At 36.1% G+C, this 21,278-nt stretch carries 24 protein-coding genes; 15 read left to right on the top strand and 9 right to left on the bottom strand.

The genetic code is table 11. The features are described 5' to 3' along the window. Positions 1–9: 9 nt before the first annotated feature. The 3 genes from LC814_RS07105 to LC814_RS07095 are packed head-to-tail and all read right to left on the bottom strand — an operon-like array spanning position 10 to position 3,046. Positions 10–1,233 carry a 3-phosphoshikimate 1-carboxyvinyltransferase gene (locus LC814_RS07105; protein ID WP_226063245.1) on the bottom strand — a complete coding sequence of 408 codons (1,224 nt, stop codon included), beginning with the start codon at positions 1,231–1,233 and terminating at the stop codon, positions 10–12. A 37-nt stretch (positions 1,234–1,270) separates the two neighbouring features. Further along, positions 1,271–1,597 (bottom strand): nucleotide pyrophosphohydrolase, encoded by a 327-nt coding sequence (locus LC814_RS07100; RefSeq protein WP_226063244.1) that lies wholly within the window; start codon positions 1,595–1,597, stop codon positions 1,271–1,273. Between the two features lie 36 nt (positions 1,598–1,633). Beyond that, entirely contained in the window at positions 1,634–3,046 is a 1,413-nt protein-coding gene (locus LC814_RS07095; RefSeq protein ID WP_226063243.1) for a hypothetical protein, read from the bottom strand. A gap of 170 nt (positions 3,047–3,216) precedes the next feature. Here LC814_RS07095 and LC814_RS07090 point away from each other — a divergent pair, with 170 nt between their 5' ends. The 4 genes from LC814_RS07090 (at position 3,217) to LC814_RS07075 (ending at position 7,064) form a co-directional block, all read left to right on the top strand. Beyond that, complete coding sequence (locus LC814_RS07090; RefSeq protein WP_226063242.1) at positions 3,217–3,468, top strand: type B 50S ribosomal protein L31; 252 nt, start codon at positions 3,217–3,219, stop codon at positions 3,466–3,468. A gap of 191 nt (positions 3,469–3,659) precedes the next feature. Then, a complete protein-coding gene (locus LC814_RS07085; protein ID WP_226063241.1) occupies positions 3,660–4,820 on the top strand; it encodes a GlmU family protein in 1,161 nt (386 codons plus the stop codon). A 210-nt stretch (positions 4,821–5,030) separates the two neighbouring features. After that, positions 5,031–6,386, top strand: coding sequence for an oxygen-dependent tRNA uridine(34) hydroxylase TrhO (trhO, locus tag LC814_RS07080; protein ID WP_226063240.1), 1,356 nt, complete (start codon positions 5,031–5,033; stop codon positions 6,384–6,386). A gap of 90 nt (positions 6,387–6,476) precedes the next feature. Beyond that, positions 6,477–7,064: a 5-formyltetrahydrofolate cyclo-ligase gene (locus tag LC814_RS07075; protein WP_226063239.1), complete on the top strand. Its 588-nt coding sequence runs from the start codon at positions 6,477–6,479 to the stop codon at positions 7,062–7,064. Here the strand turns inward: LC814_RS07075 and LC814_RS07070 are convergent. Together LC814_RS07070 and LC814_RS07065 are read right to left on the bottom strand one after the other, a co-directional pair. After that, entirely contained in the window at positions 7,001–7,585 is a 585-nt protein-coding gene (locus tag LC814_RS07070; protein WP_226063238.1) for a hypothetical protein, read from the bottom strand. The two genes, LC814_RS07075 and LC814_RS07070, sit on opposite strands and share 64 nt — an antisense overlap. Beyond that, positions 7,569–8,738 (bottom strand): hypothetical protein, encoded by a 1,170-nt coding sequence (locus LC814_RS07065; protein ID WP_226063237.1) that lies wholly within the window; start codon positions 8,736–8,738, stop codon positions 7,569–7,571. Before LC814_RS07065 ends, LC814_RS07070 begins: the two co-directional genes overlap by 17 nt. A 168-nt stretch (positions 8,739–8,906) precedes the next feature. Here LC814_RS07065 and LC814_RS07060 point away from each other — a divergent pair, with 168 nt between their 5' ends. Next, entirely contained in the window at positions 8,907–9,236 is a 330-nt protein-coding gene (locus LC814_RS07060; protein WP_226063236.1) for a hypothetical protein, read from the top strand. A 49-nt stretch (positions 9,237–9,285) separates the two neighbouring features. Here LC814_RS07060 and LC814_RS07055 read toward each other — a convergent pair whose 3' ends face one another. The 4 genes from LC814_RS07055 to LC814_RS07040 all read right to left on the bottom strand — a co-directional run bounded on the left by LC814_RS07055 (position 9,286) and on the right by LC814_RS07040 (position 13,390). Beyond that, a complete protein-coding gene (locus LC814_RS07055) occupies positions 9,286–10,053 on the bottom strand; it encodes a TrmH family RNA methyltransferase (RefSeq protein WP_226063235.1) in 768 nt (255 codons plus the stop codon). A 22-nt stretch (positions 10,054–10,075) separates the two neighbouring features. Then, on the bottom strand, positions 10,076–11,587 hold the full coding sequence (locus LC814_RS07050) for a DNA recombination protein RmuC (protein ID WP_226063234.1): 1,512 nt from the start codon (positions 11,585–11,587) through the stop codon (positions 10,076–10,078). Positions 11,588–11,641: 54 nt separating this feature from the next. Beyond that, entirely contained in the window at positions 11,642–12,823 is a 1,182-nt protein-coding gene (gene pncB / locus LC814_RS07045) for a nicotinate phosphoribosyltransferase (RefSeq protein WP_226063233.1), read from the bottom strand. A 90-nt stretch (positions 12,824–12,913) separates the two neighbouring features. Further along, positions 12,914–13,390 carry a Dps family protein gene (locus tag LC814_RS07040; protein WP_226063232.1) on the bottom strand — a complete coding sequence of 159 codons (477 nt, stop codon included), beginning with the start codon at positions 13,388–13,390 and terminating at the stop codon, positions 12,914–12,916. A gap of 216 nt (positions 13,391–13,606) precedes the next feature. On the opposite strand from LC814_RS07040, the gene rpsL reads away from it, so the two are divergent. From rpsL to LC814_RS06990, 10 genes are all read left to right on the top strand, one after another. After that, complete coding sequence (rpsL, locus tag LC814_RS07035) at positions 13,607–14,020, top strand: 30S ribosomal protein S12 (RefSeq protein WP_034718671.1); 414 nt, start codon at positions 13,607–13,609, stop codon at positions 14,018–14,020. Positions 14,021–14,046: 26 nt separating this feature from the next. Then, positions 14,047–14,523, top strand: coding sequence for a 30S ribosomal protein S7 (rpsG, locus tag LC814_RS07030; RefSeq protein WP_226063231.1), 477 nt, complete (start codon positions 14,047–14,049; stop codon positions 14,521–14,523). Positions 14,524–14,529: 6 nt separating this feature from the next. Beyond that, positions 14,530–16,647 (top strand): elongation factor G, encoded by a 2,118-nt coding sequence (fusA, locus tag LC814_RS07025; RefSeq protein WP_226063230.1) that lies wholly within the window; start codon positions 14,530–14,532, stop codon positions 16,645–16,647. An 18-nt stretch (positions 16,648–16,665) separates the two neighbouring features. After that, on the top strand, positions 16,666–16,971 hold the full coding sequence (gene rpsJ / locus LC814_RS07020; protein ID WP_002661363.1) for a 30S ribosomal protein S10: 306 nt from the start codon (positions 16,666–16,668) through the stop codon (positions 16,969–16,971). Positions 16,972–17,353: 382 nt separating this feature from the next. Then, positions 17,354–17,617: a hypothetical protein gene (locus LC814_RS07015; RefSeq protein ID WP_226063229.1), complete on the top strand. Its 264-nt coding sequence runs from the start codon at positions 17,354–17,356 to the stop codon at positions 17,615–17,617. A 55-nt stretch (positions 17,618–17,672) separates the two neighbouring features. Next, positions 17,673–18,470 (top strand): GLPGLI family protein, encoded by a 798-nt coding sequence (locus tag LC814_RS07010; protein WP_226063228.1) that lies wholly within the window; start codon positions 17,673–17,675, stop codon positions 18,468–18,470. After that, positions 18,461–18,748: a 30S ribosomal protein S10 gene (gene rpsJ, locus LC814_RS07005; RefSeq protein ID WP_226065780.1), complete on the top strand. Its 288-nt coding sequence runs from the start codon at positions 18,461–18,463 to the stop codon at positions 18,746–18,748. The genes LC814_RS07010 and rpsJ (LC814_RS07005) overlap by 10 nt, the downstream gene beginning before the upstream one ends. Positions 18,749–19,185: 437 nt before the next feature. Next, a complete protein-coding gene (locus LC814_RS07000) occupies positions 19,186–19,458 on the top strand; it encodes a DUF1294 domain-containing protein (protein WP_226063227.1) in 273 nt (90 codons plus the stop codon). Further along, entirely contained in the window at positions 19,455–20,288 is an 834-nt protein-coding gene (locus LC814_RS06995; RefSeq protein ID WP_226063226.1) for a GLPGLI family protein, read from the top strand. The genes LC814_RS07000 and LC814_RS06995 overlap by 4 nt, the downstream gene beginning before the upstream one ends. Before the next feature lie 28 nt (positions 20,289–20,316). Next, positions 20,317–21,150 (top strand): GLPGLI family protein, encoded by an 834-nt coding sequence (locus tag LC814_RS06990; protein ID WP_226063225.1) that lies wholly within the window; start codon positions 20,317–20,319, stop codon positions 21,148–21,150. Positions 21,151–21,278: the final 128 nt, after the last annotated feature.

Raw genomic sequence — 21,278 nt, 5'->3', positions numbered from 1 at the left:
TTAGAGTAATTATTGCAGAACTTGCTGGAAATCTTCCCAGAATTTAGGATACGATTTTTCGACCACTTTTTTATTTTGAATATTGAGACCTTTAATAAGACAGAAAGGTGCGAAACTCATTGCCATACGGTGATCGTCGTAAGTTTCGATCATAATTGTTTCATTGGGTTCGAAGAATTTTACGGAGCAAATTGAATCATCGGTAATATCAGAGATGCACCCAATTTTGAAAAGTTCATTTTTTAAAGCCACAAGGCGATCCGTCTCTTTAACCTTTAAAGTTGAAAGCCCAGTAATTTCAAAAGGAATTTGTAATGCTGTGGCGGTAACACACAATGTTTGTGCAATATCTGGACAGTCATTCATATTAATTTCTATTTTTTCCGGAAAAATGAAAGAACTTTCTGGCAGGAGCGAGATTTTACTGTCAGCACCTTCGGAAATGGTGTTTACGCCAAAATACGTCCAGTAAATTTCTTTAATCACAGAATCACCCTGAAGTGAATAAGGGCGGAAACATCGTAAGTTAATGCATTTTCGGCCAATGGCGGCGAGCGAGTAGAAATAGGATGCAGAACTCCAATCGCTTTCCGTCATCACTTTTATAATTTGGGAATTTTTATCACTTTGAATGCCCGGCGAAATTTCGATGATCTGATCGTTCCAATCTGTGTTGATACCAATGGTTCTCAAAATTTTCAAAGTCATTTCCAAATACGGTCGGGACGTGATTTCACCTACAAGTTTAATGATAAGACCGTTTTCCAGCTTAGCACCGATTAACATTAATGATGAAATAAACTGACTTGATATATTTGCCGGAATTGAAACGGTGCTATTTTCTAATCTTTTTCCCGTTATTTTTAAAGGTGGAAAACCTTCTTTTTCGACATAGGCAATATCAGCACCTAAATCGCGCAAAGCATCCACTAAAAATGTAATGGGTCTTTGCTTCATTCGGTCAGAACCTGTTAAAATCGTAGTTTTTCCTTCTTGAATTGCATAATAAGATGTCAGAAAGCGCATTGCAGTTCCGGCGTGATGAACATCAATAATTTCGTCATCACTGGTTAGCGCGTTCTGCACAAGCTGGGTGTCCTGAGAATTCGAAAGATTCTCAATAATTAGATTTTCGAAAAGTTTGTTTAGGATGAGAAGGCGGTTTGATATACTTTTAGAACCGCTGATTTCAACGGTTTCATTGTCTTTTAATATTGATTTTTCCAGCTTCATTTTTTCATTTTCCGCTGCGCATAATTGATTGCGCAGGTTATTTCAGTTTTTCGTTGTTCTGATGACGGTCTTGGTCCCTTTCTGTTTTACTCTTCATTTTTCGGTCGAATGCTTCCTGCAAATTTATGCCGGTTTGATTGGCTAAACACAAAGTAACAAACAGAACATCTGCCAATTCCTCGCCGAGATCTTTCGTTTTATCAGATTCTTTTTCGCTTTGTTCGCCATATCGTCTCGCAATAATTCGGGCAACTTCGCCAACTTCCTCGGTCAGCATCGCCATATTGGTAAGTTCATTAAAATAACGTACTCCCACCGTTTTTATCCATTCATCAACTTCATTTTGTAGTTTGGTAATTTCCATAATAATTCAGCCAGTTTTTTAAATAGGAAATTTTAATTATTGGTAAGCACCCAACGTTGGATTTGTAATTCGAGAGATTTTCATAAGATCGAAAGGTATTGTTGCTGCAACCGTAATATTTCCTTTTCCTTTTGCGGGGGAATCATCTTTCAGTCTTAAATTCATTTTTTCTGTAAAATAATTCTGGAATTTTGGATCTTCATTTTTTATGGAATTAAGGATATTACTGTTTCCATCGAAGGTAAAACCTGCATTGGTGCCGTACTTCAAAAGTGTATTTTGAATTTGATAATTAAAAATTTGTCCTGACGTAGGTTTAAAAATAACGGCGTTGTCGCGGTTGTTGTAAATTATAGAATTTCGAATATTTAGCGTGAGTGCGCCTTGTTCTGCAGTAGTTCCGTTGTTATATTCGTTCGTAGCGTACAACCCAAGTCCGGGTGACGATCCGTTTAGTTCCCAATAATTTGCGAGTGTAGAATGAATAATATTATAGGTGCCGCCTTTAAAAATTCCGAAGTCTGCTTCTCCACAATTATTCATTACGAGATTTTTTGCGGTTATAACCGAATTCACGGCGTAAATCCCGTATTCCTGATGCGTGTGAAAAATACTGTTTTCAATTGTAGCAGTCGCATGATTTAGGTCCAAACCTCTTGTGCCACCAAACACTTTGGCGTAATTCATATTTAAATGAGCATTTTCGTCGAGGTAAATGCGATCCCAGTTTTTGGGAAGAGTATCATAACGCGGATCATTACGGTCTCCCCGGAAAATGACTTCACTACCTAAATCGCCATTAATATTGAGGTTTGCGTTTTTTGAAATCTTTAATCCGCTATTTTTAAAGAAATAAACTTTGGTCCCCTTTTTTATATTTAATGTTTTGCCGGCTTCCAGTGTAAGTTGACCAAATATAATTTTTGCCTTCTCATTCGTCCAGGTGGTGTTGGATGTTAATATGTTTTCGTTGGTCTTGCTTTCAATATAAAATTCAGCATCTTGAACAACGGAGAAGAGCGTAATCTCCTGATTTCCGACTGTCGTCTTTATATTGATTTGATCTTCAGCAATCGCTTCTGGAGCATTTGCAATGGGTGCAATTTCCACAAAGATGTACAAGCTGTCTTTTTTGCGCAAAGGAACATTACTAAAATTTGTGCCTGATTTCCCATCTACATTAATTCGATAAAGTGAGGCGGAACCACTTCCGAGAGAAATTTCCGGAATTAAAATATCTTTATCTTCGTCATTATACAATTTCACAGCATACGTTTCCGACCGCACTTGATTATAAACGGTATCCAAAAAAACGGTATCTGCGGAAACCCGCAAAGGTTTCGTAGGATTTTCAAAATTAATGTCGTCTCTATTACAGCTTAGAAGCGCTAAAAGCAGAAAAAAAGCAGAAGCGAGAATTATTTTATATTTGTTCATTCGGGTGATCATACGGAGCTTTCAAATTTAATTAAAAATGTTGAGGTGAAGAATTGTAAATTTAATCTGTGTTGTGTTTGCAGATTAAAAAATTAATTGTACTTTTGCGGTCTAAAATTTAGCAGAGAAATACCATTACTATTTCGAAAGCAAAGCTTTAATTATTAATAATAAAATAAGTTATGAAAAACGGAATCCACCCAGAAAATTATAGACTTGTTGTTTTCAAAGATATGAGTAACGACGAGGTGTTTCTTTGCAAATCTACTGCAGATACCAAAGATACAATTGAATATGAAGGAGAAACTTTCCCATTGGTAAAAATGGAAATCTCTTCAACTTCTCACCCCTTTTATACAGGGAAAGTGAAATTAGTCGACACTGCAGGTAGAGTTGATAAATTCATGAACAAGTACAAAAAATTCTCAAAATAATTTTTGAATTTTTACCATACGAAAGTCTTTCAATTTTTTTGAAAGACTTTTTTATTATTTTTAGATGTCAGAAATCACATTTTAGAAGGCACCCAAACCTTAAAGTTGATTATAAAATCTTATTTTTATTGTCTAAATAATGTAAAAATTGTTATTTAAAATCTCATTTATAACCACTAATATCTAACGCGATGCAACTTGTATTTTCAGATGCCCAGTTTTGGGAAGACTTTTTACCGCTTACTTTTACCAGACCGATCGCAGAAATGCGGTGCGGTATTTTGACTTTTTCTGAAAGATGGCAAAAGTTATTGGGTTCTTCGGAGGTTTCTTATCTCACAGAAGATTATTTACAAGAGAAATTTAAAAAATACGAACCAAAAGAAAGTCTTTTTATTGTTCCTAATTTTTTACCGAGCGAAAATCTTTTAGCACAAATTAAAGATTTACAATTGGGCGAAGCGTTGGTTTATAAAGATGAATTGATCGCGGCCAGAATTAATATGGAAAATTTTTCTCTGAATCAGATCAGTAAAATGACTGATGTGGAAGAAGATGTTTTGTTTTTCAATCAACCCACTGATTTATTTACCTATAACGAAAAAGCAATAAACTACGATTTTGAATTATTAACCAAAGGAAGATCGTCTCAATTACTTTCTGAAACCAATGGTTTTCTCGGTGATAAGAAGGATTTGTTTATAGAAGAAGGCGCAGAAATTGAATTTTCGACGATAAATACAAAAACTGGAAAAATATATATTGGTAAGAACGCCGAGGTGATGGAAGGTTGTAATCTTCGTGGTCCAATCGCGTTGTGCAACGATTCTAAATTTAATTTAGGAGCGAAAATTTATGGTGCGACTACAATTGGTCCGCATTGTAAAGTTGGCGGCGAAGTCAACAATATTGTCATCTTCGGATTTACGAATAAAGGGCACGATGGTTTCATCGGAAACTCGGTAATTGGCGAATGGTGCAATATCGGTGCAGATACCAATTCTTCAAATCTTAAAAATAATTATGCGATTGTAAAATTGTGGAATTATAAAACCAAAAAATTTGCAAGTACAGGATTACAATTTGCGGGTTTAATTATGGGTGACCATTCCAAAGCGGCGATTAATACGCAATTTAATACGGGAACCGTTGTGGGCGTCGCAGCCAATATTTTCAAAAGCGGATTTCCACCCAATTTAATTGATAATTTTTCCTGGGGTGGAATGAAAGGCGATGAAAAATTCAAATTAGAAAAAGCCTACGAAGTTGCGGAATTGGCGATGGCGAGAAGAAAAGTTCCCTTTACTGAAGTTGATCAAAACATTCTGAAGCATATTTACGAAAACTCATAATTTCTTATTAGCGCGTTTTGTAGCCCCAATTGAGTGGATTCCGATGTAAAATCGGGAGAGAACGGAGGATGGAAAAAGCTGCCCAAGAAAATAGATAATAGCTTTTCGACGAAGTCAAATGTCTGCCCAAATAAATTATAAAATGTTAACGGTAAAATCTTAATTTCTTATCTTTGCACCATTAAAATTCTACCTTAAACCGTTTATAGCATGCAACTGTATAACACCTTAAGCGCAGAAGAAAGAGCTCAACTTATTGATGAAGCTGGTAAGCAACGACTTACTTTGTCTTTCTATGCGTACGCTAAAATCACTGATCCTAAAAAATTTCGCGACGAATTATTTATAGCCTGGAATGCACTCGATGCACTCGGCCGTATTTATGTTGCGCACGAAGGAATCAATGCTCAGATAAGTATTCCTGCTGAGAACTTAGATGCTTTCCGCGATACGCTCGAAGTTTATGATTTTATGAAAGGAATTCGCTTGAATGTAGCAATTGATCAAGACGATCATTCATTCTTAAAACTCACTATTAAAGTTCGCCATAAAATTGTTGCTGATGGTTTGAATGATGATACTTTTGATGTGACCAATAAGGGGATTCACCTAAAGGCACAGGAATTCAATAATTTGCTTGAAGATCCAAACACCATTGTAGTTGATTTCAGAAATCATTACGAAAGTGAAGTCGGTCATTTTGAAGGTGCCATCACGCCAGATGTTGAAACATTTCGGGAAAGTTTACCCATCATCAACGAACAGTTACAGGATTTCAAAGAAGATAAAAACCTGCTCATGTATTGTACAGGCGGAATCCGGTGTGAAAAAGCGAGTGCATATTTTAAACATCAAGGTTTTAAAAATGTGTATCAACTGGAAGGTGGAATCATTGAATATACCCGACAGATCAAAGAAGAAGATATTCCAAGTAAATTCATTGGGAAGAACTTTGTCTTCGATCACCGTTTGGGCGAAAGGATTACAGACGATATTGTTTCGCAATGTCACCAATGTGGTAAACCGTGCGATAATCACACAAATTGCGAGAATGAAGGTTGTCATTTATTGTTTATTCAGTGTGACGATTGTAAAGCCGCGATGGAAAATTGTTGCTCCACAGAATGTTTAGATATTATTCATCTGCCTTTAGCCGAACAGGTTCAGTTAAGAAAAGGAATTCAGGTTGGAAATAAGATTTTTAGGAAAGGAAAATCCGATGTTTTGAAGTTTAAAAAATCCGGTGATTTACCCAACAAACCATTAGCGAAAGCAGAAACCAAAAATATCCATAAGAAAATTAACACTAAAAAAGTATTGATTGGTAAGGCGGAACATTATTATACAAAATCGAAAATCGCACAGTTTTTAATTGAAAATGCTGAACTTTCAGTTGGTGATCAAGTTTTGATTGCTGGTCCGACAACCGGCGAGCAGAAATATACAATCACGACACTATTCGCAAATGGAAGCGCCTGTGAAACGGCAAAAGAAGGTGATCAAATCACTTTTGAAATTCCATTTAGAATAAGATTATCTGATAAATTGTATAAAATGTTAGGGTAAAAGAACTCTTAATTGAACAGGTTTTAGAACTAAAAATATCCAATTATAGATTGCGTTCTTAGGGACATACTGTCTTTAACAATTTTGAAAATGAAAAAAGCCGAAATCAGAAAAGTTTATTTAGAAAAAAAGGAAAGCTTAACCGAAACTGAAGTGCATTCCTTATCTGAAAAAATATTCGAGAATTTTATAACTGAATTTGACTTAAAAGAGACTCAAAAAGTCCACTGTTTTCTATCTATTCCAGAAAAAGGGGAAGTCGACACTTCTTTATTTCTAAATTTTTTCTTTAAGAATAAAATTAAGGTTTTTGTGCCTAAAATTGTAAAAGGAAGATTAATTGCACTTGAAATTACGGAAGAAACGCCTTTAATCGAAAACTCCTGGGGAATTAAAGAACCTGCAGGAACGGAAGATTGCGGCGTGAAAGATTTCGACTTTGTTGTTGTACCCTTATTGTATGCCGATGAGATGGGCAATAGAGTCGGTTACGGAAAAGGATTTTATGATCGTTTTCTATCTGGAATCAGTGACAAAACCTTGAAGGTTGGCGTTAGTTTCTTTCCTCCAGAAACTAAAGTTGATGATGTATCTGAATTTGATGTGCCACTAGATTACTTGGTCACGCCGACCAACGTACTGTCATTCGGTGGTTTTACATCAAAATCTACAAAGTAAAATTTAAATTCTTTCTGAAATTTCACTGGCGAAGGTTCCAAGATGTATTGTACATTTTTATTGAAAGTGCCAATTGACCGGTTTCTCATGTCGAAATATTCCACATAAAATTTCGCAAAATCTAAGGTGTCTTTCCCGACAATCTCTTTCGATACCGATATGTCGCCCACTTTTGTGCGCTGCACTTTTAAACTGTCGAGTTCCAATAGAAGTGGCCTCAGCTTATTAGAGTCCTGCTCCGAAAAGTAACTTTTCATTTGGGAGTAAATTACAGAATCTATTTCCGTATCCCTTGTCCCTGAGGTATATAGTGTAGATAAATCTAGAAGTTCCTGAATTTTCTGCTTTGTAATGGTGGCAATCGCTTGTGCGCTGTCCATTTTAGCGGAGGGATAACTTTTAATGTTGTTGTTTTTTCGTATTATTTCTAAGTCCGACATCTGTTTATCCTGCTTATTACAAGAAAAAGTAATGAGGGACAAGCTCAGAAAGAAGAGAAATATCTTAGTTAAGTTTTTCATCGGTATCGATTTTAAATTTAATCATGACTATTTTATTTGATTTATCATCCTTTGTTTCGATGACTTCCAGGTTTTCCAGAGAAGTTGAGGGTAAAGTCACCAAGTTAATATACCGCTGCTTATCCATTGTTTCAACGCCGTATGTTTCATTATCATAAACCTGATAGATCAAGGCGTCGTCACTGATCAGATAATTAAGCGTTTCTCTTTTCCGCTTCAAATCTTTCAAAGATTTAGAATAATAGAAAAGCATAATTGCATAATCATTAGGTTTCAGTTCGATGGTTTCTGCTTCTGGTGCAGATTCTAAATTTCTGTGGATCGTGTCTGTTCTATAATATGGCGACGAAACGACCATGGTCAGGTTTTTGGATTTGGTCGTATAAACGAAAGGTTCATTTGGTTTTGCCGTGTAAAGGATAGGAGATTCGTTTTCTTTCAGAATTTGAACCTGTAATTCGGCATTTATTTTTGAATTTCGATCCGCATCAATAAAACTGTAATAAAACTTTTTACTGAAAAGCTCATCCTTAAAACCTAATAAACCAACTAAAATTGCCAAAACAGCCGAAATACCCAACCAAAGATATTTTTTTACAAGAGATAAAGTCGATTTTTGTTCGGAGGTATCGTAAGATGAGAAGGAAGTCGAATTTTGACTAACAGTTTGATTATCAGTAGTCGATTTTTGTAAATTAGAATTATCAGACTCGGTAATGGGAGATTTTTCTATACTTATCGGCTTTTGTACAGCAAATTTGTCTTCCTCTGCAATTGGTTCCGCATTTTTTACGTCTTGATCCAATAATTCTGCTAGATTTTCGTCTTCATCTTCCAGATCTTTTAATATTTCATCTGCGAAAAGATGGTTTTTCTTGAAGTCATACCATGACACGTAACCTGCATAAATAGACAGAATATTCAGCATATCTATTCGCGGAAGTTTGGTGACCGGCGAATTTTTAAAATAAGTGTAGAATGTTTTCTCGCTGATGTTTCCTTTAGCGATTTTACGTAAATCTTCCTGAAAATATATGATGTCGATACCTTTCCACTTTGAAATATCATCAAAGGAAGGCGTGTGGTTTTCTAAATATTGAGTTTGAACCTCATTTTTTAGCTGTTCGAAGTGTAATAAATCTAAATCGCTCAAGTGCTAAAGATGTGTAATTTATTGATTTTCAGTAATGTTATTTTGTAAATCAGATTTACAAATATATTACAATTAATTTTCCAAAACAAATTTATTTCTCGCTATATCTTTGCCCTGTTCAATTAGATGAACTCAAACTTTAAACAAAACAATTAAATTTAATTTATTATGAAAAAATCATTTTTCGCAGTTGCTTTCGCTGCTGTAGCTCTAGTTGCTTGTAACAAAACTGAAACTGTAGAAACTGCTAACGCTAGCGATTCTGCTTCTGCAATGGTTGCTGATTCTGCTGCAATGGTTGCTGATTCTGCTGCAACTGTAGTTGATTCTGCTGCTGCTGTAACTGTTGATGCTGCTAAAGATGCTGCTTCTGCAACTACTGACGCTGCTGCTGATATGGCTAAAGATGCTGCTAAAGGAGCTGCTGCTGCTGCTACAGGTGCTGCTGATGCTGCTGCTGGTGCTGCTCAAGATGCTGCTGACGCTGCAAAAAAATAATCAGCTACTCGCTGACAAAATTAACCGTTTCTTTTTAGAAGCGGTTTTTTTATGCCATTTTTTGTCGTAAAATTTCGTACCCGCATATCGCGACTGCATTACTTAAATTTAGAGAATCAATACTGCCAGACATCGGTATAATCGTATTCAAACCTTTCCCTTTCCAGAAATCCGTTAAGCCAGAATGTTCAGTGCCAAAAACTACGGCACTTTTGTTTTTTAAATTTCGGCTTTGAATGGCTTCGGCACTTTCATCCATTAAAGTGGTGTAAACTTTATAACTATTTGTTTTCAGAAACTCCGCCACTTCTTCGTTCCCTGATTGGAAAATATTCATCCCGAACAGACAGCCTACACTCGAGCGGATCACATTGGGATTAAAAAAGTCAACCTTTGAGTCGGTGATAACTAACGCTTCAATGCCGAAAGCTTCGCAACTTCGCAGAATTGCACCCAGATTTCCAGGCTTTTCTACACTTTCTACAATAATAATAGCGGAATTTTCAGAGGGTTTGAAATTCTTTAATTCAGTAATCGGTGTTCTGTACAATCCGATTATTCCTTCCGAACTTCCACGATACGCAATTTTATCATAAACTTTATCCGAAACCAAATGGACGTTTCCAGTTGGTAAGGAATCTTTAAAAATATTCTCCGAGATATAAAATTCCTTATTTTCGAATCCGAACTTTAGTGCTCTTTCATTCTCCTGTTTTCCTTCGACTGCAAAAACGCCTTCTTTTTTACGAAAACGGTTGTCCGAAAGTAATCGTACTATATATTTTATTTTGTCGTTTTGGAAACTTTCGATGAGCATGATAATAATGTTTGAAAAATAATTAAGAAGGATCAGAGAAATCCAGTAAATTTTCTGCCGATTCTTCCAGGCTTTGAGGTAAATTCTTTTTATTTTTAATTCCTAAAGTCTTTAATTTAATAGTCTGCGTAATTAAATTGTCGTTGCCCGTTGATAATTGCTTGAAGGCTTCATTATAAACAATTTTCGCCTGATCGATATTTTTACCAACTTTTTCTAAATTGTCTACAAACCCTACGAATTTATCGTAAAGTTTAGCTCCACGTTCGGCAATTTCCATTGCATTTTTGTTTTGATATTCCCTTTTCCAAAGGTCAGAAACCAGTTTTAGGGATGTGATTAAATTGCTTGGATTGAGGAGAAGTATTCTTTTTTCGTAGGCAAAATTCCATAAATCAGGTTCTGCCTGCATGGCTGCAATATATGCGGGTTCGCTCGGAATAAACATCATCACGAAATCCAAGGATTTGTCATAATCATCGTACGCCTTTTCGCTCAATTGTTTAATGTGGTTTTTTACGGAATTTAGATGTTGATTGAGTTTGATCTGATACAAGTCAGAATCATTTTCGTCCACCAGTTCTATAAATGCCGTAAGAGAAACCTTGGAATCTATAATCACATTTCGTTCGTCTGGATATTTTACGACCGCATCAGGTCGCATTTTCTTCCCGGAGAACTCCGAAAAAAGGGCTTTGTTGTCTTCATCGCGAAGTTCGTGTTCCAGAAAATATTCCCGTCCTTTTACCAAACCAGATTTCTCCAAAATGCTTTCTAATATCATTTCACCCCAGTTTCCCTGGGTTTTACTTTCACCTTTCAAGGCGCGTGTCAGTTTTTTTGCATCTTCAGAAATCTGCTGATTTAATAAAGCCAGTTCTTTAACGCGTTCGCCTAAGGAAAAACGTTCTTTCGATTCTTTGTCGTACGTTTCACCAACTTTATTCCGAAGTTCTAAAATCTTTTCTTGGAAAGGCTCCAAAATGGTTTTAAGATTTAACTGATTTAAAGCCGTAAATTTTTCTGTTTTTTCCTCCAGGATTTTATTGGCTAAATTCTGAAATTCATTTTTCGCCAATTCCTGCATTTTTGTAATTTCTTCCTTTTGATTTTCCAGGGAATTTTTTAAGGTTTCATTAATGGCGTTAAGCTCAGAATTTTTCGCAAAAATATGCTGTTTTTCTGAAATTAGATTTTCTATTTGTAAACCTTGTTTAGCATTAGAATCGCGTTGTCCCAGAAATTGAGTTTGAATTGAAGAATATTCCGCCGTAATCGTAGCCATTTCATTTTTTAGGTGATTAAGGATTTCTGATTGCGCTTTATTCGTTTCCTTTTCTTTTAAAATATCTTGAGTGAGATCCTGAATCTTCAAGGAAGAACTTTCTAATTCCGATTGGGTTCTGATGAAATTTTGGTTGACGTCATCATACAATTTTCGGGGCAGATGAGAAGATTTTAAAATAAAATAAAGAATAAAGGCACCCAACGCTGCACCGAAAAGTAAACCGATTACTAGAGAACTAATTTCCATTTTTTAAAAGTACAAAAGATTACTGAATTCTTTTAATTTGCAGGGAAACTGAGGTTAATTTTTAATGCGTAGAAATTCCTTCGCAAGTTCAATCATTTTTGGATCGCCCGTATATTTCCCATGTTCGTCAGAAAGTTTTACGGTTGGAATCCAGTCACCGTTGATGGACTGAGCAGCAATTAATTTCATGACGATATTCATGGGTTTTAATCCGACATCGTTGGTCAGATTGGTGCCAATTCCGAAAGATATTCCTATTCTTCCTTCGCAAGCTTTTGTAATTTCTTCTACTTTTTCTAAGTTTAAACCATCAGAAAAAATGATGTATTTAAAAAGTGGATTGATGCCGTTTTTTTTGTAATGTTCAATGGTTTTATTGGCAAATTCAATGGGATCGCCACTATCATGACGTACGCCATCAAAGAGTTTCGCGAATTTTTTATCGAACTGCTGGAAGAAAACTTCGGTCGTATAAGTATCAGAAAGCGCAACTCCCAAATCACCCCGGTAAACATCTACCCAATGTTCTAGTGAAAGTGCATTGGCCATCTTGAAACCATATTCCGCCGCATGAAACATAAACCATTCGTGAGCGTGTGTGCCGATAGGTTTTACGCCGTATTTCATAGCGAAGTGCACATTAGAACTGCCGATAAAATTTCCGGAAGTATTATTTCTGACCAAGGATTCCACTACCAAATCCTGGACTTTGTAAGAATGGCGGCGTCTTGTTCCAAACTCTGCAAAAGTGACGTGCAATTCATTAAGATGAGCCGCTTTTTCTAAAGTTTTTTCAATGACTACCTCGTTGGAATTACGCTCCATATGATTCATCTCGTAATGAAGTTCGGAAATTAGCGAAAGGATAGGAACTTCCCATAAAATTGTGCGGTACCATTGGCCTTCTACCGTTACTTCTAAATTATTTTCAGTCTGAATAATACTTACTTCAGACGGATCGTAATGATAACCGGCCAAGAAGTCGAGGTAAGGCAAGTCTAGATAAGGACACGTGATGCGTAAAAACTCTTTTTCATCGCGGGTCAACTTTAATTCCGCCATCGCATTAATACTTCTTCGAAGTTCGTCCCCAAAACCTGGCGGGAAATGATGTTTACCGCGGTTGATAAATTGATATTTTACTTTTTCGTTAGGAAAGAGTTTGATAACGGCATTCTGCATCGTGATTTTATAAAAATCATTGTCTAGAAGAGACCTTAACCGGACTTCGCTCATGTATTGATGTTATGATTGGGGCAAATTTAGAAATTCAAAAATAAAAATCGCCTTTGAAAGACGATTTTTAGATTTATTAAAGGTAAGAATTTATTTTCCGAGATAGGAATTATACATCCAAACTTCTTTTTCCTGCTCCGTAATATAGTCGCTCATTTGAGAATTGGTGCCTTCGTCGCCGGCTTCACTGGTAATGTTTAGTAATTCTCTTTGCAAATCAATAATCGTTTTAAAGGATTGCAGAATATTTTCTACACATCGCGTAGCATCAGAAACTTCAATGCTTTCTTTAATGGTTGACTTATTTACATAATCGGTATAGTTGTGATGTGGAGTAGAACCTAAGGTCAAAATGCGTTCTGCAATTTCATCAATCTTTAAAACAAGATTGTTGTAGAGCTCTTCAAATTTCGGATGAAGGGTAAAAAACTGATCACCTTTGATATTCCAGTGTGCACCTCTGGTATTTTGATAAAAGATAGAATAATTGGAGAGCAAAATATTTAATTTTTCTGAAATCAGATCACAGTCTGCCTCATTTAGGCCAATAATTTTGGGATTTTTCATAATTTATAATTTAAGGACAAATTTAGGGAAGTATTTCTCCAAATGAAAACTTCTACGATCGATGAAGGCAATTGCAGTGATGCGGACAGAACTTTATATAATCTTCCTTCTTATATGAATGAGGTATTTTGTATAAATATTTAAATTAATAAAAGTCAGCGTTTGCCAATTCAAATAAATTTAGTACTTTTGCCCCCTAAAATAAAAAGCAATTTAATGCCTACTATTCAACAATTAGTAAGAAAAGGAAGAGTCTCGCTTGCCAAGAAGAGCAAATCGGCGGCCCTTGAATCCTGTCCACAAAGACGAGGTGTATGTACAAGAGTATATACTACCACTCCTAAGAAACCTAACTCTGCACTTAGAAAAGTTGCAAGGGTAAGACTTTCTAATGGTAAAGAAGTTAACGCCTATATCCCGGGCGAAGGACACAATCTTCAAGAGCACTCGATAGTATTGGTTAGAGGCGGAAGGGTGAAAGACCTACCGGGAGTACGTTATCACATTGTTCGTGGAGCTTTGGATACCGCAGGTGTAGCTGGGAGAACCCAGAGAAGATCTAAATACGGAGCAAAAAGACCAAAACCAGGTCAAGCTGCGGCAGCACCAGCAAAAGGTAAGAAAAAGTAATCATTAATTAGTAAAGAAGCGAAACAATGAGAAAGACAAAAGCGAAAAAAAGACCGTTGTTACCTGATCCGAAATTTAATGATCAACTGGTAACAAGATTTGTAAACAATTTGATGTTTGATGGTAAAAAATCTATCGCATTCAAAATTTTCTATGATGCATTAGATATCGTAGAAAGTAAAAAAGGAGATAACGAAAAAGAAGCTTTGGAAATCTGGAAAGATGCCTTAACTAACGTTATGCCTCACGTAGAAGTACGTTCAAGAAGAATTGGTGGTGCAAACTTCCAGATTCCAATGCCAATTAGAGCTGATAGAAAGATTTCTATGGCGATGAAATGGTTAATAAAATATTCTACAGCTAGAAACGATAAATCAATGGCGTCTAAATTGGCGGCGGAAGTTATTGCGGCTGCAAAAGAAGAAGGTGCTGCGTATAAAAAGAAAACAGACACTCACAGAATGGCTGAAGCGAACAAAGCATTTTCACACTTTAAATTCTAATCTGAAATGGCAAGAGACCTTTTATTAACAAGAAATATTGGTATCGCTGCGCATATTGATGCAGGGAAGACCACCACGACAGAAAGAATTTTATTTTATTCCGGAAAGAATCATAAAATCGGTGAAACCCATGAAGGTGGTGCTACTACCGACTGGATGGAGCAGGAAGCTGAAAGAGGGATTACCATCACATCTGCAGCAGTAACTGTAGACTGGAAATTCCCAACTGAACAGGGAAAACCTCTTCCGGAAGCGAAAGATTATCACTTCAACATCATCGATACACCAGGACACGTTGACTTTACCGTTGAGGTAAACCGTTCACTTCGTGTACTTGACGGACTTGTATTCCTTTTCTCCGCAGTAGATGGAGTTGAGCCACAATCTGAAACCAACTGGAGATTGGCTGATAATTACAACGTTGCCAGAATGGGCTTCGTAAATAAAATGGACAGACAGGGAGCTGACTTCCTGAACGTTTGTAAGCAGGTGAAAGAAATGCTTGGTTCTAACGCAGTTCCAATCGTATTGCCAATCGGTGACGAAGCTGATTTCAAAGGTGTTGTTGACTTGGTGAAAAACCGTGCGATTGTATGGCACGATGAAAACCACGGTTCTACCTTTGATATTGTAGAAATCCCGGCTGATATGGTTGACGAAGTGAAGCAGTATAGAGCAAAGCTGATCGAAGAAATCGCCGCTTACGATGAAAATCTTCTGGAAAAATTTATGGAAGACGAAGATTCCATTACCGAAGAAGAAGTTCACACTGCACTTAGAGCCGCTACTCTTGATATGAGTATCATTCCGATGACATGTGGTTCTTCATTTAAAAATAAAGGTGTACAGTTCATGCTGGATGCTGTATGTAGATACCTTCCTTCTCCAATGGATAAAGAGGCGATCGACGGTACAGATCCAAGAACAGATGAGCCTATTTCAAGAAAACCTTCAGTAACTGAGCCTTTCGCGGCATTGGCATTTAAGATTGCAACCGATCCTTTCGTAGGAAGACTTGCATTCTTCAGAGCCTATTCTGGAAGACTGGATGCTGGTTCTTATGTTCTAAACACAAGATCAGGTAATAAAGAAAGAATCTCCCGTATTTTCCAGATGCATGCTAATAAGCAAGAGCCGATTGAATATATCGAGGCTGGAGATATTGGTGCAGCAGTTGGATTTAAATCCATCAAAACTGGTGATACGCTTTGTGATGAGAAACATCCGATCGTTCTTGAATCTATGGTATTCCCTGATCCGGTAATTGGTATCGCGGTGGAACCTAAGACAAAAGCTGACCAGGATAAAATGGGGAACGCTTTGGCAAAATTAGCTGAAGAAGATCCTACTTTCCAGGTTAAAACTGACGAAGCTTCAGGACAGACCATCATCTCCGGTATGGGTGAACTTCACCTCGACATTATTGTTGACCGTATGAGAAGAGAGTTTAAAGTAGAGGTGAACCAAGGTGAACCACAGGTAGAATATAAAGAAAACCTTACACAAGTTGCTCCCCACAGAGAAGTTTATAAAAAACAATCTGGTGGACGTGGTAAATTTGCTGATATTGTGTTTGAATTGGCTCCGGCTGATGACCACAAACCAGGTCTTGAATTCATCAATGAAATCAAAGGAGGTAACATTCCGAAAGAATTTATTCCTTCCGTAGAAAAAGGTTTCAAAGAAGCCATGAAGAATGGTCCTTTAGCAGGTTTCGAAATCGAAGGAATCAAAGTAACTTTGAAAGACGGATCTTTCCACCCAGTGGATTCAGATGCATTATCTTTTGAGCTTGCTGCGAAAATGGGCTTCAAAGAAGCAGGTAAAAAAGCGAAACCGGTAATCATGGAACCAATCATGAAAATTGAAGTGGTAACTCCAGAGGAATACATGGGTGATATCGTAGGTGACCTTAACAAAAGAAGAGGTACCGTAAACGGTATGGATGACCGTAACAATGCGAAAGTAATTAAAGGATTCGTTCCACTTTCAGAAATGTTCGGTTATGTAACTACACTCAGAACCCTTTCTTCAGGTAGAGCAACATCTTCTATGGAATTCGAAAAATATGAAGCTGCACCGCAAAACGTCGCTGAAAAAGTAATCGAAAAAGCAAGAGGTTAATATTTAAATTAGATCAAAATGTCACAAAGAATCAGAATAAAATTAAAATCTTACGATTACAATTTGGTAGACAAATCTGCTGAGAAAATCGTAAAAACGGTAAAAGCTACCGGTGCTGTTGTAAACGGTCCGATTCCTTTGCCAACAAATAAGAGAATCTTCACCGTGTTGAGATCTCCTCACGTAAACAAAAAAGCAAGAGAACAGTTCCAACTATCTGCACACAAGCGATTGATGGACATCTATTCTTCTTCTTCTAAAACTGTAGATGCGCTAATGAAATTAGAGTTACCTTCAGGAGTTGACGTAGAAATTAAAGTGTGATAATTTAATTATCGTTCTTATATAAATCCCTTTTCGAAAGATTAGGGATTTTTTGTTCGTTCAAACCTTGAAGGTTTCTTTTCTAGGAACAACAAGATTTTAGCTACTTTAGAAATCCGGTCACGCTCTTCACTATATCCCGCAGCGGCGGCAGGGATGCCGTTTCGATGGCGGCTTGAAATTTATTCAGTACTACTAAAAAGATTTTCACCAGTCAATTTATTTCAAAATCTAGTAATGGCGCTTCCGTCGAGATAACCTTTCATACAATGTCGTATTTAGAATAATTATATATTACGATATTAATACGGTTTTACCGAAAAGTGCTTGCATAGTTTTAGTTTTAGATTCGTGATACATAAACAAACAAAAACAATGTATTATGAAAAAAATGTCATTATTGGCAGCTTTTGGAGTTGCGGGAATGATGAGTGCTAGTAATGCTGTTGCAGAAAGCAGTATTATCAATTGGGAAGTTAAAAAAGATACGAATGGTACCAAGTCAGCAGTTGTAGTGGAAAATTGTTTCCCGGTAACTTATTCCTGTGGAACAACAGAGAATTATTGTGTTGATTCTGGGATTTCGATGGAAATTATTTTGGCATTTATTATGTTTGATGATTACTTAGAATGTGGTGGCAATTAACATTGTTTAAAATTAGGGTGCGTATTTGTTTAGGCACCCTATATTATTAATTTATATGAAAAAAATAATTTGGCTATCTCTTTTTTTGTTTATAATTAATTTCCATACTGCACCGAATAAGCTCGACAACGATTCTTATCGAATTACGTATCTATTAAAATACAAACCCGACTCAACTAAACTCAATATATATAATGAGGATCTATTCTATCTTTATATTACGGGAACGGATTCAAGGTTTGTGGCTGAAAAAAAAATGAAAAAGGATTCGTTGTTAAACGCATTTGCAAAGAACAATAACTTATTTGGCGGTTTTGCAATGGAGAATTTTCCTAAACCTAGAAACGAGTATCTTATATATAGTATTAAGGGAGTGGATACCCATATTGAAACGCTAGGGTTAACTACGCTTGGCTATTCAATCGTAGAAAAACCGAAATGGATTTTGAAGAAGCAAGTAGTAAAATATGAGAAGTTTAATTGCCATGTTGCAACCTCGGAATACCTGGGAAGAAAGTGGATAGCACTTTATGATAACGATATTTCTTTGACCATTGGTCCTTATAAATTCACCAACTTGCCAGGTTTAGTTTTGAAAGTTTATGATGAGCAAGAAGATTACGTTTTTAGCATGGTAAAGATTGAAAAAATAGATCACACTCCCATTACAATTAGAGAAAAGTTTAAGAATGTTACAGACAGAAATATTTTTATGAAGGCAAAAAATGATTTTATTTCAAATCCTTATGTTGGTCGTCCATCAGGAATTAGAAAGGTCGAAAATCCTGTAAGGCAAAAGGAAAACACAGATAGATGTAAAAAGGCAAATAGCAATCCTTTAGAATTAAATTAAAATCTTACGATTACAATTTAGTAGACAAATCTGCTGAGAAAATCGTAAAAACGGTAAAAGCTACCGGTGCTGTTGTAAACGGTCCGATTCCTTTACCAACGAATAAGAGAATCTTCACTGTGTTGAGATCTCCTCACGTAAACAAAAAAGCAAGAGAACAGTTCCAACTATCTGCACACAAGCGATTGATGGACATCTATTCTTCTTCTTCTAAAACTGTAGATGCCCTAATGAAATTAGAGTTACCTTCAGGAGTTGACGTAGAAATTAAAGTGTGATAATTTAATTATCGTCCTTATATAAATCCCTTTTCGAAAGATCAGGGATTTTTTCTTGACTATTAATTTGAATTGACTTGCGAGTCGCAATCTGTGCAGACCTGTGAAATCTGTGAGCAATGAGATTATTTTAGGTGTTCAAAACCAGTCCCGCTTTCCACTATATCTTTTGCGCCACTACGTTCTGCAAAAGGATGCCGCTGCAATCGGGGCTAGAAGTTATAGCAGTTCTTCTTCCGAAAACAAGCGCCATTTTTCTTCTTAATTAAGTTCAGAATCATCCCCGAAACTTTAAGGCTTCCAAAGGCTGAAAAGGCTTACCAAATAAAGTTCTTATTGATTCTCTCGCACAACCTTGTCAGGGTTCCAAACCTTGACAAGGTTAATCAAATCCCTAACCCACATAGAAATTATTGTAAATTCCTTACTTTCACGAAATGAACGAATTTTTTATCGCATTTCTAATGACCATAAATATTGGCAGTTTTTTCTACTTCGGTCTCGACAAGAGAAAAGCTCAAAAAAACAAACACCGCATTTCAGAAAAATCATTGTTAATCATGACCTTTTTCGGTGGCACAATCGGTTCAGTTTTGGGAATGCTCATCTTTCATCATAAAACAGAAAAGAAGAGTTTTATTCTCAAAATATGCGTGATCATACTCATTCAAATTTTAATTTTATATTTGATTTATAATTATCATCAATGAAATATTTAATATTCCTGCTCTTTCCATTTTTATTGTCAGCCCAAACCCACCGTTTCATTTATGAAGTGAATTACAAAAGAGATTCTACAGAAAACACCATCACCAAAGATTATTATCATTTAGACATCGCCGAAGGAAAATCCTCATTTTACCACCGCGATTATTTTATCCTTGATTCTCTTCTAGCTTCAGGTGGTGAAATTTCATTCGCAACATTTGGCGGCCAGCCAAAAATGTCAAATGTGGTAAAGCATGATCTAAAAACCAATCAATTCCGCGAATTGGAATTAATGGAATATGAAGTGTTCGACATTAGTAGTGAAGCGCAACAAAAATGGAATTTAAAAAATGAAACCAAAATTTTTCAAAAGATGACTTTGCAAAAAGCAGAAACCAATTGGGGTGGAAGAAAATGGACGGCCTGGTTTGCAAAATTGATTCCTTTCAATTCTGGACCATATAAATTTTATGGCCTTCCTGGATTAATTGTTGAACTAAAAGATGACCGCAATAATTTTCAGTATCAGTTGATAAAATCTGAAAATTATCCTGAAACAAAAAAGATTCAAACACTCGATGATTTTCCACAAGTTGTTGCGGTGAATTACTCACAGTATAAGAAAAAGATGCTTAGCTTATATGAAGATCCATTGGGGTTTATAAATACAACAAATGTTAATTTTGAAAATTCTGAGGGTATTTTTTTGAAAGATAACACTTTAGTAAAAGCAGATAACGTTCGCGAAGTGCGTAAAGCGCAACAAATCAAAATGAGAAGATTTAATAATCCCGTTGAGCTCGACAAGATTATCGATTATCCTGTAAAGTAATCGGCATTTAATTTATAAGGTACTATTTATGAAAAAGTGTTTCTTCCTTCTACTGTTATTAAGCATCGCTGCGAATGCCCAAACCCATCGATTCATCTATGAATATCAATTCAAAAGTGATTCTTTAGCGAAAGAGTTCCGGAAAGAGAATATGGTGCTCGACATCAATCCTACAGAAGTGAAATTTTATCCTTATTTTCAGGCAGAAAATGATTCCATCAATAAAATTCGAAATTATTCCAATTCAAGTTGGGATGATGAAGTTCCGACTTTGAAGAGAGAGCGGAATACCAACCGAAACATAAATTACGTTTTGTTCAATGATTTTTTTGCAGTTAAGACAAGTGATGAGATGGTCTGGATTCTCACGCCTGATACCAAAAAAGTGGGAAGCTACAATCTTCAAAAAGCAACAACTAAATTTGGCGGTAGAAAGTGGACGGCTTGGTTTAATACCGAAGTGAATAGTAATGAAGGTCCCTACAAATTCCGTGGTCTACCCGGTTTAATCTTTGAGGTTGCTGATGATAAAAACAACTTCAAATTTAGCCTTCTAAAATCTTATCAATTAAAAGATACTTACGATACTTCCGGTTTTATGGAATCGTTCGCGGGAAAAAAACCGATCATGGTAGATGAGAAAACTTTAAATAAAAAACGCCTGGAATTGTTTAATGATCCATTATATGAATTTAAAGAAAAATTCAAGAATGACGATGGTTCTACGAATTTCTCTGTAATGGGAGTGAAGATTAAAAGCCTTGACCAGTTCAAAGAGTTAACAGTAAAATTACAGGATAAACTGCGACAGGATTATAATCCCATCGAATTGGATAAAGCGGTACATTACCCAATAAAATAAAATTTTGGAATTTTTAAATATAAAATAGATTCTCCCTTTGCGGAGGGTCTATTTTTCTTTTAAGTCACTTGGGGTCAAGCGAAAAACTTGAAAATATTTTTTAATCTCTATTTGTCAATTCAAATTTT

This window comes from Kaistella polysaccharea (assembly GCF_020410745.1).
Classification (GTDB): domain Bacteria; phylum Bacteroidota; class Bacteroidia; order Flavobacteriales; family Weeksellaceae; genus Kaistella; species Kaistella polysaccharea.
The sequence above is the reverse complement of the archived record's forward strand: the minus strand, read 5'-3'. Positions and strand labels throughout refer to the sequence as shown.